11 protein-coding genes, 4 tRNA genes and 1 pseudogene are annotated in these 16,342 nt (G+C 47.5%); all 16 read left to right on the top strand.

The window, feature by feature from the left end; translation table 11 throughout:
* The first annotated feature begins 20 nt into the window (after positions 1-20).
* The 16 genes and pseudogenes from J7619_RS32280 (at position 21) to rpoC (ending at position 16,307) form a co-directional block, all read left to right on the top strand.
* A pseudogene (locus tag J7619_RS32280) lies at positions 21-610 on the top strand (RNA polymerase sigma factor).
* Positions 591-1,427 (top strand): hypothetical protein, encoded by an 837-nt coding sequence (locus J7619_RS32275; RefSeq protein ID WP_291200733.1) that lies wholly within the window; start codon positions 591-593, stop codon positions 1,425-1,427. Before J7619_RS32280 ends, J7619_RS32275 begins: the two are co-directional and overlap by 20 nt.
* A gap of 11 nt (positions 1,428-1,438) precedes the next feature.
* On the top strand, positions 1,439-2,560 hold the full coding sequence (locus tag J7619_RS16680) for a hypothetical protein (RefSeq protein WP_291200730.1): 1,122 nt from the start codon (positions 1,439-1,441) through the stop codon (positions 2,558-2,560).
* 164 nt (positions 2,561-2,724) lie between these two features.
* Positions 2,725-2,807: transfer RNA gene (locus tag J7619_RS16675), tRNA-Tyr, on the top strand.
* A gap of 63 nt (positions 2,808-2,870) precedes the next feature.
* A tRNA-Gly gene (locus J7619_RS16670) sits at positions 2,871-2,943 on the top strand.
* A 174-nt stretch (positions 2,944-3,117) separates the two neighbouring features.
* Positions 3,118-3,189, top strand: a tRNA-Thr gene (locus J7619_RS16665).
* 143 nt (positions 3,190-3,332) lie between these two features.
* The gene (gene tuf, locus J7619_RS16660) at positions 3,333-4,520 is read left to right on the top strand and encodes an elongation factor Tu (RefSeq protein ID WP_291200727.1); all 1,188 of its coding nucleotides are present in this window, start codon (positions 3,333-3,335) and stop codon (positions 4,518-4,520) included.
* Between the two features lie 102 nt (positions 4,521-4,622).
* Positions 4,623-4,693 (top strand) — tRNA-Trp (locus tag J7619_RS16655).
* A 19-nt stretch (positions 4,694-4,712) separates the two neighbouring features.
* Positions 4,713-4,904: a preprotein translocase subunit SecE gene (gene secE / locus J7619_RS16650; RefSeq protein WP_015812909.1), complete on the top strand. Its 192-nt coding sequence runs from the start codon at positions 4,713-4,715 to the stop codon at positions 4,902-4,904.
* Between the two features lie 33 nt (positions 4,905-4,937).
* A complete protein-coding gene (nusG, locus tag J7619_RS16645; protein WP_015812908.1) occupies positions 4,938-5,492 on the top strand; it encodes a transcription termination/antitermination protein NusG in 555 nt (184 codons plus the stop codon).
* A 75-nt stretch (positions 5,493-5,567) separates the two neighbouring features.
* Positions 5,568-6,017: a 50S ribosomal protein L11 gene (rplK, locus tag J7619_RS16640; protein WP_015812907.1), complete on the top strand. Its 450-nt coding sequence runs from the start codon at positions 5,568-5,570 to the stop codon at positions 6,015-6,017.
* Positions 6,018-6,053: 36 nt separating this feature from the next.
* Complete coding sequence (gene rplA, locus J7619_RS16635) at positions 6,054-6,752, top strand: 50S ribosomal protein L1 (protein ID WP_015812906.1); 699 nt, start codon at positions 6,054-6,056, stop codon at positions 6,750-6,752.
* Between the two features lies 1 nt (position 6,753).
* Positions 6,754-7,284: a 50S ribosomal protein L10 gene (gene rplJ / locus J7619_RS16630; RefSeq protein ID WP_291200721.1), complete on the top strand. Its 531-nt coding sequence runs from the start codon at positions 6,754-6,756 to the stop codon at positions 7,282-7,284.
* 90 nt (positions 7,285-7,374) lie between these two features.
* On the top strand, positions 7,375-7,758 hold the full coding sequence (gene rplL / locus J7619_RS16625) for a 50S ribosomal protein L7/L12 (protein WP_291200718.1): 384 nt from the start codon (positions 7,375-7,377) through the stop codon (positions 7,756-7,758).
* A gap of 278 nt (positions 7,759-8,036) precedes the next feature.
* On the top strand, positions 8,037-11,903 hold the full coding sequence (rpoB, locus tag J7619_RS16620) for a DNA-directed RNA polymerase subunit beta (protein WP_291200714.1): 3,867 nt from the start codon (positions 8,037-8,039) through the stop codon (positions 11,901-11,903).
* Positions 11,904-11,984: 81 nt separating this feature from the next.
* Positions 11,985-16,307: a DNA-directed RNA polymerase subunit beta' gene (gene rpoC / locus J7619_RS16615; RefSeq protein WP_291200712.1), complete on the top strand. Its 4,323-nt coding sequence runs from the start codon at positions 11,985-11,987 to the stop codon at positions 16,305-16,307.
* Positions 16,308-16,342: the final 35 nt, after the last annotated feature.

The raw sequence follows: 16,342 nt of genomic DNA, 5'->3' as shown, positions 1-16,342 counted from the left end.
TGTCGAAACCACCAATTAGAATGGGTCGAATTTTAGCACTATTTAGCCAGGAAGCACAGCTCGTCAAAGCTCTCAGGAAGGAAGATCCGAAGGCGCAGCGACAGCTTTACGACAAGTACAGCCATCGGATGCTGGCTTTGTGCTTCCGCTATGTATGCGATGAAATGGCGGCCGAGGATGTGATGGTAGAGGGTTTTTTAAGGGTATTTGAAAAAATAGATCAATTCAATAGCGAAGGAAGTTTCGAAGGGTGGATCAGGCGGATCATGGTGAACGAATCGCTGGGCTATCTGAGGAAACAAAAGCGGATTCTGGAGGATAACCTTTCGGATGAGGCTAACAACATTCCCGATTACACCCACGCTGACCAAAACCTGGAAACCGAAGAGCTAATGGCATTGATCGAAGCGCTGCCGGTAGGTTACCGGACGGTTTTTAACCTCTACGCCATCGAAGGCTACGCACACATTGAAATAGCCCAAATGCTGGGCATTACCGAAAGTACGTCGAAATCACAGTTGCACCGCGCCCGGGCATTGTTGCAGAAAATGGTCGCGGAATGGCAGAATGATTATAAAAAAAAAAAGACTATGAAAAAGCATCCTGTTGATGATCTTTTCAAACGCAAACTCGAAGGAGCGCAAAGAACACCTTCGGAAAATGCGTGGCTGAAAATTCAGGAAAAGCAGCCGGTAAAACGTCGCCCGGCTGTGTGGGGTTGGTATGCCGCCGCCGGTGTGGCTGCGGCGGTGATGGGAGGTTACCTGGTTTGGAAGAATCAGCAGGTTAATTCGCCGGAAAGTATTAAACCGCAACAAACTATTGCAGCTGCCAAGCCGATTCAAAAAGATTCCATGACTGCTCCGGTTGAAAATTCAAAAGCACCGGTGGAACAATTAGCGGCAGCGGAGGGGAAAAGTAATGGAGTGGTTACTAGTAATCAAGGGAATCTTAAACCAGTCGTCCATGTAGCCGAGGTGCGTCAGGCTCCGAAACAGGTAATCGAGACACCTGTCGCTACCCCCGAACTTATACAGAATGCGCCGGCAGTGGCAATTACAGAAAAGCCGGAGATACCGGTGAATGCCATACAGCCGGAATCTACAAATATCCCTGTTGCACAGGGTATTAAGACTTTGCCCGATGAGCCAGCTGTTAGTCGGGTAAACAAGCCGGAGCCCGAGCCGACAAGAACGATTGTCGTTGCCGTGGAGACCGGTCCTAGTGAAGCGGAAGAGAAACCACGTAATACCCGGTTTGCAAGGGTTTTCCGCCAGCTCAAAAATGCGAGGGCAGGCGAGAAAGTCGATTGGGATGAAGTGGGATTTAATCCAAAAAACCTTGTAGCACGTGTGGACGATCGCCTGCGTAACAAGGAAGACAGAAGTACAGAAAAAGATCACCCTAAAAACAAGACAAAACTGTAATCTCTTGTGCCATGAAAAGTAAAATATATGCAATGGCAATGCTGGTACTGCTGGTTGCCATTGGCGCGCGCGCTGGTTCATTGAAATCCAATGATCAGTTTGAATGGCCCGGCGGCCGGGATAAGGATTCGATTATCGTCACATTCGGTGATAAGACGAGGCTAATCATTTACGGCGAAAACCGCCAGGAGCTGGAAAAGATCATGAAGTATGATTTGAATGCATTACTGAAAGATCTGAAAGTAAGATTGGACAGTACCCAGGCCGATACGACGTTTCTGCGGGAGGAATTCAACGGAAATAAGTATTTGAAAAACCCGGATCAGCCTGCCGATAAGGATTATGTAAGAATTGGACTCCGCGGTATTCATATCAAGGATGGGGACACGAAGGTTTCTATCGATGGCTCGGGCGTGGAAGTGAAGGAAGGTGATGCCGTCGTCGGGTCGGATTCGACCTACCGGCGCATCGGTAAGCGGTTTCACGGAAAATCATGGGGCGGGTCGAGCCCGCGTAAGGGTTTCAATGTCGCATTGGGATTGAATACTTATGGTACCAATGAGGCTACCAATGGCTTCAATAAATCGGACTATGACCTGAAACCATTCGGATCGCGTTTTGTGAGCCTCGGTTATGTGGCCAGCGCCAATGTGATCAAAGGAAAAGATGCCCGGCTTCATCTGGACTTCGGCATCGACTTTTCGTGGTACAATATGATGTACGATGGCGATAATACGATTGCCAAAACCGACGACGGCGTCGAGTTCAGGCAAGTTGTCGATGACCAGGGTAAGCCGGTGGAAGTGAGAAAGTCGAAGCTCGTGGTGCCCTATGTCAACCTGTCCATTATGCCTACGCTGAGTTTTTCACACTCATTCATATCGTACATCAGCGCGGGTGCTTACGGTGGTTATCGAATTGGCAGTTATACCAAGGTACGCAAGGTCGGTACGAAGGATGTGGACCACGACCGGCGTAACTTTTACATCGAAGATTTGCGCTACGGTTTAGCTGCTGAAATTGGTATCCGTAACTTTCCTGACTTCTTTGTGAACTATGATTTGAACTATCTTTTCGAAGCCAACCGGGGGCCTTCGGTCCGGATGCTGAGTTTTGGGGTAAGATTGTTTTAAGTCAAAAAAGTGCCCGTGTGGCCTGGAATCGACGTTTTTGATTCCAGGCCACATTTTTTTTTAATTTTTTTTCAAAAGAATTTGAGAATATAAAAAATGGGTATAATTTTGCGACTCCAAATTGTGAAACAAACGGTTTTCACGCTTGTGTTGAAATGTTGTCTGGGGGTGTACCAGAGTGGCCAAATGGGGCAGACTGTAAATCTGCTGACTTATGTCTTCGGTGGTTCGAATCCATCCGCCCCCACAGTTTGAGTCTGAAAAAATGCTTCAATTAAGGCCAGTTCTTGAGGTAAAGACGAAAACAAATGCGGAAGTAGCTCAGCTGGTAGAGCGATAGCCTTCCAAGCTATAGGTCGCGAGTTCGAACCTCGTCTTCCGCTCAATTAGAAGCATCATCGAAGCGATTAGCGAAAACATTCAATAGATAACTTTCGCTAATCGCTTTTTGGTTCTAAGAACAATGCTTTTAGTAACAATGCTTTTGTAGCTCAGGGCGGTCCGCCGATGCGGTAGAGCACTTCCTTGGGAAGATGAGAGAAAAAAGAAGTAACAATGCTTTTGTAGCTCAGGGGTAGAGCACTTCCTTGGTAAGGAAGAGGTCAGGGGTTCAAATCCCCTCAAAAGCTCAGAAAGCAGGATGTGTCCCTGCATTGGTTTTGATCCTGGTTTGGTAGACGATTGCGGTGTTTGATTGCAGTAAAGCCAGCAGGATCAATTAGTAGTGTATAATAAATTCGTAATAACTTTTAATTTTAAGCGTACTTAAGTCATGGCAAAAGAGACGTTTGACCGCTCGAAACCCCACGTAAATATTGGTACTATCGGGCACGTTGACCACGGTAAAACTACCCTTACAGCGGCGATTACAACTGTGTTGGCTGATAAAGGTTTTGCACAGAAACGCGACTTTTCTTCAATCGACAATGCTCCTGAAGAAAAAGAGCGCGGTATCACAATCAACACTTCTCACGTAGAATACCAGACAGCCAACCGTCACTATGCGCACGTTGACTGCCCAGGTCACGCTGACTACGTGAAGAACATGGTAACTGGTGCTGCTCAGATGGACGGCGCAATCATCGTGGTTGCTGCTACTGACGGTCCTATGCCACAAACTCGTGAGCACATCCTTCTTGCTCGTCAGGTAGGTGTTCCTCAGCTTGTTGTGTTCATGAACAAAGTGGACATGGTTGATGATCCGGAACTTCTTGAACTCGTTGAGATGGAAATCCGCGAGCTTCTGAGCTTCTACGAATTCGATGGCGATAACATTCCTGTAATCCAGGGATCTGCTTTGGGTGGTCTTAACGGCGAGCCTAAGTGGGTTAAAACTATCGAAGACCTGATGGAAGCTGTTGATACTTGGATTCCAATTCCTCCACGTATGACTGATCTTCCTTTCTTGATGCCTGTTGAAGACGTATTCTCGATCACTGGTCGTGGTACTGTTGCAACTGGTCGTATCGAGCGTGGTGTGATCAACTCTGGTGATCCTGTTGATATCCTCGGTATGGGTGCAGAAGGTCTCAAATCAACTGTAACAGGTGTTGAGATGTTCCGTAAGATCCTCGACCGCGGTGAAGCTGGTGACAACGTAGGTTTGTTGCTTCGCGGTATTGACAAAGAAGAGATCCGTCGTGGTATGGTAATCTGTAAGCCAGGTTCAGTTAAGCCTCACCAACACTTCAAAGGTGAAGTTTACGTGCTGTCGAAAGAAGAAGGTGGACGTCACACTCCATTCTTTAACAAATACCGTCCTCAGTTCTACTTCCGTACCACTGACGTGACAGGTGAAATCACACTTCCTGCCGGTGTTGAAATGGTTATGCCAGGTGACAACATCACTATCGAAGTGAAACTGATCAACAAAATCGCTATGGAAAAAGGTCTTCGTTTCGCGATTCGCGAAGGTGGACGTACCGTAGGTGCTGGTCAGGTAACTGAAATTCTTGACTAATCAAGATAGCAATATTAAAACAAGTGCATTTCTTTCGGAATGCACTTGTTTTTTATAAAAAAGTCGTATCTTTGCAGCCCCGAATGGGCAATTGCACGATAAACGGGTGTAGTTCAAGGGTAGAATAGCGGTCTCCAAAACCGTTGATGGGAGTTCGAATCTCTCCACCCGTGCATAAATCGAAAAGGTGAAATGGAAAAATTTACTTCTTTTTTGAAAGCGTCCTGGGAAGAAATGACCCAACACGTTACATGGCCGCCTTTCAACGAGCTGCAAGCCAATACCACACTGGTGCTTGTAGGTTCGCTCATTTTTGCCTTCGTGGTAGGTGTGATGGATCTCGTGTTCGAGAACGCACTGAAACTGTTTTACCAGTCTTTCTAAGGCTATTTTAGTAAAGATAACCCCCTGAAAGGTATGAGTAGTCTAAATTGGTTTGTATTAAGGGCAGTGTCCGGGCAAGAGAAAAAAATCAAGTCCTACATTGAAAATGAAATCACACGCCAGAAGCTAAATGAATTCGTTCCGCAAATCCTGATCCCTTCGGAGAAGATTTACGAAATGCGTAACGGTAAGAAGCGTGTACGGGAAAAGAACTTCTTTCCCGGGTATATTATCATTTCAGCCGATCTGTCCAAAGGGGAGGTTTTGCACATTATTACAAGTATTCCCGGCGTAATCGGTTTCCTGGGCAATGCCGAAGGAAATTCCAAAGTGCCAGTTCCCCTGCGCCAGTCGGAAATTAACCGTATCCTCGGTAAAGTCGACGAAGCAGAGCAGCACGAAGAAGCGCCAAGCATGTCTTTCATCAAAGGCGAGACTGTGAAAGTCGTAGATGGTCCGTTCAGCGGATTCATCGGTCTGGTGGAAGAAGTATTCGATGAGAAGAAAAAACTCAATGTAGTTGTAAAAATATTCGGGCGTAATACACCCGTGGAACTCAGTTACGCACAAGTAGAAAAGGATAGTTGAGCGAATAGCGGGCAGGTAGGCTTCCAACTGCATGTGAGCCGCTGGTCAATCGATGAACCGACAAATTCCAAAACAATGGCAAAAGAAATAGGTGGATACGTCAAACTGCAGGTGAAAGGTGGCCAAGCCAACCCATCACCTCCGATTGGTCCTGCACTAGGATCGAAGGGTTTGAATATCATGGAGTTTTGCAAGCAGTTCAATGGCCGTACCCAGGATAAAATGGGTGTGGTATTGCCGGTAGTTATTACATACTACAAAGACAAGTCTTTCGACTTCGTCATCAAAACCCCCCCGGCCGCTATTCTTCTTCTGGAAGCCTCAAAAGTAAAGACAGGTTCGGCTCAGCCAAACCGTGTAAAGGTAGGATCAGTTTCATGGGATCAAGTTAAAACGATCGCCGAAACTAAAATGCCCGACCTGAACTGCTTCACCGTAGAGTCTGCTATGAAAATGATCGCGGGAACGGCTCGTAGTATGGGTATCACCGTGGCTGGCAAGGCCCCATGGGAAGAAAACAACTGAGCGTAGATTTATAGATACGCCAAAGAAACAAAGAACATGGGAAAATTGACCAAAAAGCAAAAAGAAGCTCTTTCAAAATACGACGCAACCCAGGCTTATACCCTGGAAGCAGCTGCGGATGTTCTGAAAACGATTTCCTATACCAAATTTGATGCTTCCGTAGATATCGACGTTCGTTTGGGCGTAGATCCTCGCAAAGCTGACCAAATGGTGCGTGGCGTGGTAACATTGCCACACGGAACCGGAAAAGAAGTTCGTGTATTGGTGCTGTGTACTCCCGACAAGGAGGCAGAAGCGAAAGAGGCAGGAGCGGATTACGTTGGTCTTGACGAATACATTACAAAAATCGAGCAAGGCTGGACAGACATCGACGTGATTATTACAATGCCTAGTGTAATGGCAAAAGTAGGTAGACTTGGTAAAGTATTGGGTCCTCGTGGTCTGATGCCAAACCCTAAGTCGGGAACTGTAACACCGGATGTAGCAAAAGCTGTGAAGGAAGTGAAAGCTGGTAAAATCGACTTCAAGGTTGACAAAACCGGTATCATCCACACCAGCATTGGAAAAGTTTCTTTCGGAACTGACCAGCTTGCACAGAACGCAACGGAGGTTATCAATACCTTGGTTCGCCTTAAGCCTTCATCGGCGAAAGGTACTTACGTAAAGAGCATTCACTTGTCAAGCACGATGAGCCCGGGTGTTATTATTGACAAAAACACGATTCCAGGATTGTAATATGACACGGGAAGAAAAAGCAGTAATTATTGACGAATTAAGTCAGAAATTCGCCAGCACGCCATACTTCTACATTACCAACGCAACCGGTATGACCGTGAGCGAGGTAAATACCCTCAGAGGCCTTTGCTTCGAGCGTGGTGTTGAGTATCGTGTTGTGAAGAATACATTGATTAAAAAAGCGCTCGAGACATTAGATACGGACTATTCTTCTTTCGACGACGTGTTGAAAGGATTTTCCGGAGTAATGTTTCACCCGGAGTCAGGTAAAGTTCCTGCACAACTGATTAAAGACTTCAAAAAGAAATCAGGTAGCGACAAATTGAAGTTCAAAGGAGCTTCTGTCGACACTGCCCTTTTCGTTGGAGAAAGCCAGCTTGATGTTCTGATTTCACTGAAATCGAAACAAGAACTCATCGGCGAAGTGATCGGATTGTTGCAATCGCCTGCCAAAAATGTTATCGGCGCTCTTACAAGCGGCGGACAGAACCTGGCTGGTATCTTGAAAACTTTGTCTGAAAAAGAAGACTAATTAACTAAACAGGCTTAGCTCTCCGGTTTAATAATTAAAGGAGCCTTTTTAAAATCATCTTATTGTATAATCAAAAAAATCAAAATAGAAATGGCAGATTTGAAAGCTTTCGCAGAACAGCTTGTTAACCTTACGGTTAAAGAAGTGAACGAATTGGCTACAATTCTTAAAGACGAGTACGGTATTGAGCCAGCAGCTGCTGGTGCAGTAGTGGTAGCAGGTCCTGCTGGTGGCGGTACTGATGCTCCTGCAGTTGAAGAGAAAACATCTTTCGATGTAATCTTGAAATCAGCTGGTGCTGGTAAATTGGCTGTTGTGAAATTGGTTAAAGACCTGACTGGTCTTGGCCTGAAAGAAGCGAAAGAACTCGTTGACGGCGCTCCAAAACCTGTAAAAGAAGGTGTTGCCAAAGACGAAGCTGACGCTCTGAAAAAGCAACTTGAAGAAGCTGGTGCAGAAGTTGAGGTGAAGTAATTTGCTCCACAGCATTAGAAGATAAATTCATAGGAATAGGCCTGACAACCGTCAGGTCTTTTCCTGTTTTTTATAAAAACCAAACGAAAAGTCCTTTTTTGTCGTTCTGGTTAGAGGCGGTAACGGGTTTACTGCCAAAATCCCCTTCCGGTTCACTTTGTCCGAAACACTTCCTTACTCGTAGAATGGAAGAACAGGGACGGTTAACCTTTCTCTACGAGGCAATAGATTAGGTTAAAACTAATTAGTTTTTCTGCTAACCCAAATCACACATAGCCTTGGCTACTATTAATCCAAAAACACCAAGAAAGAACTTCTCAAGGATTAATCAGATTATCGATTATCCCGATCTTTTGGGAATCCAGGTACAATCGTTCCGTGATTTCTTTAGTCTGGATACATCGGTTGAAGACCGTTCCGGAGAAGGACTTTACAAAGTTTTCGCTGAAAACTTCCCCATCGCCGACTCTCGTGAGAACTTCGTTCTCGAGTTCATCGATTACCTCCTTGAACCACCGAAGTATTCAGTCGACGAATCCATCGATCGCGGTCTGACTTACGCAGTGCCTTTGAAGGCGAAACTGCGTCTGATTTGTAACGACGCCGATCATGAAGAATTTGAAACCATTGAGCAGGAAGTGTTCCTCGGAAACATTCCGTACATGACCGAACGCGGTTCGTTCGTGATCAATGGTGCTGAGCGCGTAATCGTATCTCAGCTTCACCGTTCACCAGGCGTGTTCTTCTCGATGAGCAAACACACCAATGGTTCCAAACTATATTCTGCGCGGATTATTCCATTCAAAGGTTCCTGGATCGAATTCTCTACGGACGTGAACAACGTGATGTACGCCTACATCGACCGTAAGAAGAAGTTCCCGGTAACAACCCTTTTGAGAGCGATCGGTTTCGGATCTGATAAAGATATCCTCGACCTGTTCGGCCTTTCGGAAGAAATCAGCGCAACACCTGCTAACCTGAAAAAGGCAGTAGGGCGCCGGTTGGCGGCAAGGGTTCTCCGTACATGGACTGAGGACTTCGTGGATGAGGATACCGGTGAAGTAGTTTCTATCCAGCGTAACGAAGTGTTGCTGGAACGTGACTCTACTATTTCTGCGGATGATATCGATGTGATCCTGGAATCAGGTCAGAAGTCGATCATCATGCACAAAGAGGACATGAACGTAGCGGATTATAACATCATTTATAACACGCTTCAAAAAGATAGCTCAAACTCCGACAAGGAAGCTGTTGAGCAAATTTACCGTCAATTGCGTAATGCAGAGGCTCCCGATGAGCAAACTGCACGCGACGTGATCCAGAGCTTGTTCTTCTCGGATAAGCGTTACGATCTGGGCGATGTAGGCCGTTACCGCATCAACAAGAAATTGGGATCGGATACCAGCCTCGACGTGCGCGTACTGACCACCGGTGATATCGTTTCCATCGTGAAATACCTCATTGGTCTGATCAATGCGAAAGCGGTAGTCGATGATATCGACCACTTGTCAAACCGTCGTGTACGTACCGTGGGCGAGCAGCTTTATGCACAGTTCGGCGTAGGTCTTGCACGTATGGCGCGTACCATCAAGGAGCGTATGAACGTACGTGACAACGAAGATTTCAAACCGGTTGACCTGATCAATGCTCGTACATTGTCATCGGTTATCAACTCGTTCTTCGGTACAAACCAGCTTTCTCAGTTCATGGACCAAACTAACCCATTGGCTGAGATTACCCACAAACGCCGTATGTCGGCATTAGGGCCTGGTGGTCTTTCCCGCGAACGTGCAGGTTTCGAGGTTCGTGACGTTCACTACACCCACTACGGGCGTCTGTGTACGATCGAAACACCGGAAGGTCCGAACATCGGTCTGATCTCGTCACTTTGCGTATTCGCGAAAGTGAATGGAATGGGCTTCATCGAAACACCTTACCGGGTGATCGATAGCGCAGGTAAGCTGACCGACGAGCTGATCTACATGACGGCGGAGGAAGAAGATTCCAAATACATCGCACAGGCAAATGCTTCTGTCGATAAAGAGGGAAACTTCACCGTTGAAAAAATCAAAACACGTTTCGAAGGTGACTTCCCGATGGTAGACCCTTCGCAAGCGTCATATATGGACGTTGCTGCGAACCAGATCGTATCGGTAGCAGCTTCGCTGATTCCGTTCCTCGAACACGATGATGCGAACCGTGCATTGATGGGATCGAACATGCAGCGCCAAGGTGTGCCTTTGTTGCGTCCTCAGGCTCCTATCGTTGGAACCGGCCTCGAACGCCGCGTAGCCATGGACTCACGTGCATTGGTCGTAGCGGAAGGCGATGGTGAAATCGAATTCGTAGATGCGAAGAAAATCGTTGTGAAGTACGACCGTACCGATGAAGATCGTCTGGTTAGCTTCATCGACGACAGCGTTTCTTACGACCTCGTGAAATTCCGTCGTACCAACCAGGACACTTGCCTGAACCTTCAACCAATGGTGTTGAAAGGCCAGAAAGTGAAAAAAGGCGAGCCGCTTTGCCAGGGTTATGGTACCGAAGGTGGTGAGCTTGCATTGGGCCGTAACTTGTTGGTTGCATTCATGCCTTGGCAAGGATACAACTTCGAGGATGCGATTGTAATCTCTGAGAAAGTAGTACGCGACGATATCTTTACTTCGATCCACATCGAGGAATTCGAACTCGAAGTGCGTGATACTAAACGCGGAGAAGAAGAATTGACCGCTGAGATCCCGAACGTAAGCGAGGAAACAGTTAAAAACCTCGACGAAAACGGTATCGTACAAGTAGGTACAGAAGTAAAAGAAGGCGATATCCTGATCGGTAAGATCACTCCAAAAGGAGAATCTGATCCAACTCCGGAGGAAAAACTCCTTCGTGCAATCTTCGGTGATAAGGCTGGTGACGTGAAGGATGCTTCTAAAAAAGCACCACCATCCATGAAAGGTGTGGTAATCGATACCAAACTTTTCTCCCGCCCAACCAAAGAAGAGCGTGCAAAACATAAAGACGAGCTTCGTCTGTTAATGAAAAAATACAGCCGTGACCTGACTGCATTGCGCGGTCGTGTGATCGACAAGCTGGTGACATTGACGGATGGCAAAACTAGCTCAGGCGTGAAGCACAAATTCGGTGACGAACTGATCAGCAAAGGAATGAAGTTCAACGTGAGAAACATCTCCGAGAACCTGTTCCCTGCCAATAACCCGTACCGCGACGAAAGCCAGTACGCAGTTCCCGAAGAAGTAAACCTCATTGGTGACGTATTGACCGACTCATGGACAGAAGACGCTGACACCAACCGGCAGATCTCTCTGGTATTGAAAAACTACCTCAATGCCCGCAGCGAAGTAATGGGCCGCTTCAAACGCGATCGTTTCGCATTGGAAGTAGGTGATGAATTGCCGGCAGGTATCGTGAAACTCGCGAAAGTTTACATCGCTAAAAAGCGCAAGCTGAAAGTGGGTGATAAAATGGCGGGTCGCCACGGTAACAAAGGGGTTGTTGCCCGGATTGTTCGTGACGAAGATATGCCATTCCTGGAAGACGGAACTCCGGTAAACATCGTGTTGAACCCACTTGGGGTACCTTCACGTATGAACATCGGTCAGATTTACGAAACAATTCTGGCTTGGGCTGGTTTGAAACTCGGCCGTCGCTACGCAACACCGATCTTCGACGGTGCTACGGAAGCGGAAGTTGCTGCTGAGTTGAAAGAAGCAGGGCTTCCGGATTGGGGACGTACTTATCTGTACAATGGTCTCACTGGTGAGCAGTTCGACCAACCGGTAACAGTCGGTCTGATGTATATGATGAAACTGGGCCACTTGGTTGACGATAAAATGCACGCGCGTTCTATCGGGCCATACTCGCTCATTACCCAGCAACCATTGGGTGGTAAAGCGCAGTTCGGTGGACAGCGTTTCGGTGAAATGGAAGTGTGGGCGCTTGAAGCGTTCGGTGCATCGCACATTCTTCAGGAGATCCTTACGGTGAAATCCGATGATGTGGTAGGCCGCGCCAAAGCGTACGAAGCGATCGTGAAAGGTGAAAACCTTCCGAAACCAAATATCCCAGAGTCATTCAACGTACTTGTTCACGAGCTTCGCGGACTAGCATTGGAGATTACACTGGACTAATTTCTAGTCGTTGGCGCGGGCAACCGCGCCATAGAAATGCAATTGAATTAGTTTCGACTAACAGACAAACGACTCTTTATTATGTCTTTCAAAAAGAATAAAAAATTAAACAGCGACTTTTCCAGAATGACGATCAGTCTGGCGTCACCGGAGTCTATCCTAGAAAGCTCCTTCGGTGAAGTAACCCAGCCTGAAACCATCAACTACCGGACCTACAAGCCGGAGATGGGCGGTCTGTTCTGCGAGCGCATTTTCGGTCCTGTAAAAGACTGGGAATGTCACTGCGGTAAATACAAACGCATTCGCTATAAAGGAATCATCTGCGACCGTTGCGGTGTGGAGGTAACCGAGAAAAAGGTTCGCCGCGAGCGCATGGGTCACATTGAACTCGTGGTTCCTGTTGCACATATCTGGTACTTCCGCAGCTTGCCGAACAAAATTGGTTACCTGTTAGGACTTTCTACCAAGAAACTCGACCAGATCATTTATTACGAACGGTACGCAGTAGTTCAGCCAGGTATCAAAGAAGAGGACGGCGTTGGCTACCTCGACTTCCTGACCGAAGACGAATACCTCGACATCGTGGACAAACTCCCACGCGAGAACCAGTTGCTTCCTGACACGGATCCCAACAAATTCATCGCGAAAATGGGTGCCGATGCATTGGAAATGCTGTTGAGCCGCATTAAGCTCGACGAACTTTCTTACGAGCTCCGTCACCAGGCTGCTACTGACACTTCTCAGCAACGTAAAGCGGAAGCTTTGAAGCGCCTGAAAGTGGTAGAAGCATTCCGTGATGCGAATACCCGTATCGAAAACCGCCCTGAATGGATGGTGATCAAAATGGTACCGGTTATTCCACCAGAATTGCGCCCATTGGTACCTCTGGACGGTGGCCGTTTCGCGACGTCGGATTTGAACGACCTTTACCGTCGTGTAATCATCCGTAACAACCGTCTGAAACGCCTCATCGAGATCAAGGCACCTGAGGTGATCTTGCGTAACGAAAAGCGGATGTTGCAGGAAGCGGTTGACTCCCTTTTCGACAACAGCCGTAAAGTGAATGCGGTACGTTCGGAAGGTAACCGTGCTTTGAAATCACTTTCAGATATGCTGAAAGGAAAGCAAGGCCGTTTCCGTCAGAACTTGCTTGGTAAGCGTGTCGACTACTCTGGTCGTTCGGTTATCGTGGTAGGTCCTGAGCTGAAACTGCACGAATGCGGTCTGCCGAAAGATATGGCTGCTGAGCTTTTCAAGCCGTTCATTATCCGTAAGCTGATCGAGCGCGGAATCGTTAAAACTGTAAAATCAGCGAAGAAGATCGTGGACCGCAAGGACCCTGTGATCTGGGATATCTTGGAAAACGTTTTGAAAGGACACCCTGTGCTCCTCAACCGTGCTCCGACACTTCACCGTTTGGGTATCCAGGCATTCCAGCCTAAACTGATCGAAGGTAAGGCGATCCAGCTTCACCCATTGGTGTGTACGGCATTCAACGCTGACTTTGACGGTGACCAGATGGCGGTACACGTACCACTGGGTCAGGAAGCCGTATTGGAAGCTTCGATGCTGATGCTTTCTTCACATAACATTCTTAACCCTGCCAACGGTGCGCCGATCACGGTACCATCTCAGGACATGGTTTTGGGTCTGTATTATGTAACAAAAGGTCGCGTAAGCACCGAGCAATATCCGATCATCGGTGAAGGCAAAATCTTCTACGGCCCGGATGAAGTTATTATCGCGATCAACGAAGGCAAGCTTTCAAAACATGCGAATATCAAATGCCGCGTTCGCGTTCGTAACGAGGACGGTTCATTTGAAATCAAGCTGATCGACACCGTTGCAGGTCGTCTCCTGTTCAACCAGGCTGTTCCTGAGGAAGTGGGTTATATCAACGAATTGTTGACTAAAAAGAAACTTCAGCAGATCATTGGTTTGGTATTCAAACAGGCTGGTGTAGCCCGTACTGCACAATTCCTTGACGAAATCAAAGAACTTGGTTTCCAAATGGCCTTCAAAGGCGGTTTGTCAATGGGATTGGACGATGTAATGGTTCCAAGTGAAAAAGAAAAACTCATCGAGCAGGCGAAGGGCGATGTTGAAAACGTCTGGAACAACTACCTGATGGGTTTGATCACGGAGAACGAACGTTACAACCAGGTGATCGATATCTGGACGCGCGTTAACTCACGCATTACAGAAACGTTGATGAAGCAACTGGAAACAGACAAAGGCGGATTCAACTCAATCTATATGATGATGCACTCCGGAGCCCGCGGTTCTCGTGAGCAGATCCGTCAGTTGGGTGGTATGAGGGGTCTAATGGCCAAGCCTCAGAAAAACATCGCTGGTGGTGCGGGAGAAATCATCGAAAACCCGATTCTTTCTAACTTTAAAGAAGGTCTCGACGTTTTGGAATACTTTATCTCTACCCACGGTGCGCGTAAAGGTTTGGCCGATACAGCGTTGAAAACTGCGGATGCGGGTTACCTGACCCGTCGTTTGCACGACGTTGCACAAGACGTGGTAGTAGTAGAAGAAGACTGCGGCTCGCTCCGTGGTATCGCGATCTCTGCATTGAAAGACAATGAGGATATCGTAGAACCATTGTCGGAGCGTATCCTTGGCCGTGTGAGCGTTCACGATGTGTTCGATCCGTTGACCAACGAATTGATCCTTACATCCGGACAGGAAATCACCGAGGAAATTGCAGCTTACATTGATGAAACCAGCATTGAAACGATCGAAATCCGTTCGGTACTGACTTGCGAAACCCGTGACGGTGTTTGTGCGAAGTGCTACGGACGTAGCTTGGCGTCTGCCCAGATGGTGAACATCGGGGAGGCAGTAGGTGTGATTGCTTCCCAGTCCATCGGTGAGCCGGGTACACAGCTGACACTCCGTACATTCCACGTGGGTGGTACGGCTTCGAACATCTCTGTTGAAGCCAACATCAAAGCGAAATTCGATGGTTTGATCCAGTTCGAAGATCTTCGTTTGGTACAATCTGTTAATTCAGAAGGCGACGAAGTAACCGTAGTAATGGGCCGTTCAGGTGAGGTGAAAATCGTACACCCTGAAACGAAACAGCTGCTGATCTCGAACAACGTACCTTACGGTGCGCATTTGCAAGTGAAAGAAGGCGATACCGTATTCAAAGGACAGGAACTTTGTACCTGGGACCCTTACCACGCGGTAATTCTTTCTGAATTCACAGGAACGGTATCTTTCGATGCAATCGAAGAAGGCATCACATTCCGTGAAGAATTTGACGAACAAACAGGCTTCCAGGAGTCGGTGATCATCGAAACACGTGACAAAACCAAAAACCCGGCTATCGTGGTGAAAGGTAAGTCTACCTTGTTGAAAGATCAGACTGAAAAAGGCTACAACCTACCTGTTGGAGCACGTTTGGTTGTGAAAGCAGGTGCAGCTATCAAGGCTGGTCAGCCGCTGGCGAAAATCCCACGTGTTGTTGGTAAAACACGCGATATCACGGGAGGTCTGCCACGTGTGACCGAATTGTTCGAAGCACGTAACCCATCGAACCCAGCAACGGTTTCTGAAATCGACGGTGTGGTATCTTACGGCGGCGTAAAACGCGGTAACCGTGAAATCCATATCGAATCGAAAGACGGAACACAACGCCGTTACATGGTACCTCTGTCGAAACACATCCTCGTTCAGGATGGTGACTTCGTAAGAGCCGGTGACCCGCTTTCAGATGGTGCTATCACGCCTGCGGATATCCTTTCTATCAAAGGACCAACCGCGGTACAAGAGTACCTCGTGAACGAGATTCAGGAAGTATACCGTCTGCAAGGTGTGAAGATCAACGATAAGCACATCGAATGTATCGTACGCCAGATGATGCAGAAAGTAGATATTCTGGATGCCGGTGATACCAACTTCCTCGAAATGCAGGCTGTCGACCGCGTGGTATTCCGCGAGGAAAACGACAAGATCCTGGATATGAAAGTGGTTGAGGACGCCGGTAGCTCCGAAACATTGAAACCGGGTATGATCATTTCGGTACGCCGTTTGCGCGATGAAAATTCAAGCTTGAAACGTCGTGACCTGAAATTGGTTACTGCCCGTGATGCTCAGGCTGCGGTTGCAAGACCAACCTTGATGGGTATCACACAGGCTTCTTTGGGTACTGAAAGCTTTGTTTCTGCGGCTTCATTCCAGGAAACAACCAAAGTATTGAGCGAAGCGGCTGTTCGTGGTAAACGCGATGAACTGAAAGGCTTGAAGGAGAACGTGATCGTTGGTCACCTGATCCCTGCCGGTACAGGTATGCGTACCTACGAAAACCTGATCGTTGGATCGAAAGAAGAATTCGATGCGCTGTCTGATTCTCGCGAGAGACAATCACGCAAGAAAAAAGAGTTGGCGTAATCCAACGGATAATAATAAGTGAACAAAGAGCCGGC

Source organism: Dyadobacter sp. (assembly GCF_017744695.1).
Lineage (GTDB): Bacteria > Bacteroidota > Bacteroidia > Cytophagales > Spirosomataceae > Dyadobacter.
This window is presented reverse-complemented; position numbering and strand designations above follow the sequence as displayed.

What these genes read in the sequence shown, in the direction of transcription:
- J7619_RS32275 (WP_291200733.1), top strand. Translation starts at nt 591, where the DNA reads ATGAAAAAGCATCCTGTTGATGATCTTTTCAAACGCAAACTCGAAGGA.
- J7619_RS16680 (WP_291200730.1), top strand. Translation starts at nt 1,439, where the DNA reads ATGAAAAGTAAAATATATGCAATGGCAATGCTGGTACTGCTGGTTGCC.
- tuf (WP_291200727.1), top strand. Translation starts at nt 3,333, where the DNA reads ATGGCAAAAGAGACGTTTGACCGCTCGAAACCCCACGTAAATATTGGT.
- secE (WP_015812909.1), top strand. Translation starts at nt 4,713, where the DNA reads ATGGAAAAATTTACTTCTTTTTTGAAAGCGTCCTGGGAAGAAATGACC.
- nusG (WP_015812908.1), top strand. Translation starts at nt 4,938, where the DNA reads ATGAGTAGTCTAAATTGGTTTGTATTAAGGGCAGTGTCCGGGCAAGAG.
- rplK (WP_015812907.1), top strand. Translation starts at nt 5,568, where the DNA reads ATGGCAAAAGAAATAGGTGGATACGTCAAACTGCAGGTGAAAGGTGGC.
- rplA (WP_015812906.1), top strand. Translation starts at nt 6,054, where the DNA reads ATGGGAAAATTGACCAAAAAGCAAAAAGAAGCTCTTTCAAAATACGAC.
- rplJ (WP_291200721.1), top strand. Translation starts at nt 6,754, where the DNA reads ATGACACGGGAAGAAAAAGCAGTAATTATTGACGAATTAAGTCAGAAA.
- rplL (WP_291200718.1), top strand. Translation starts at nt 7,375, where the DNA reads ATGGCAGATTTGAAAGCTTTCGCAGAACAGCTTGTTAACCTTACGGTT.
- rpoC (WP_291200712.1), top strand. Translation starts at nt 11,985, where the DNA reads ATGTCTTTCAAAAAGAATAAAAAATTAAACAGCGACTTTTCCAGAATG.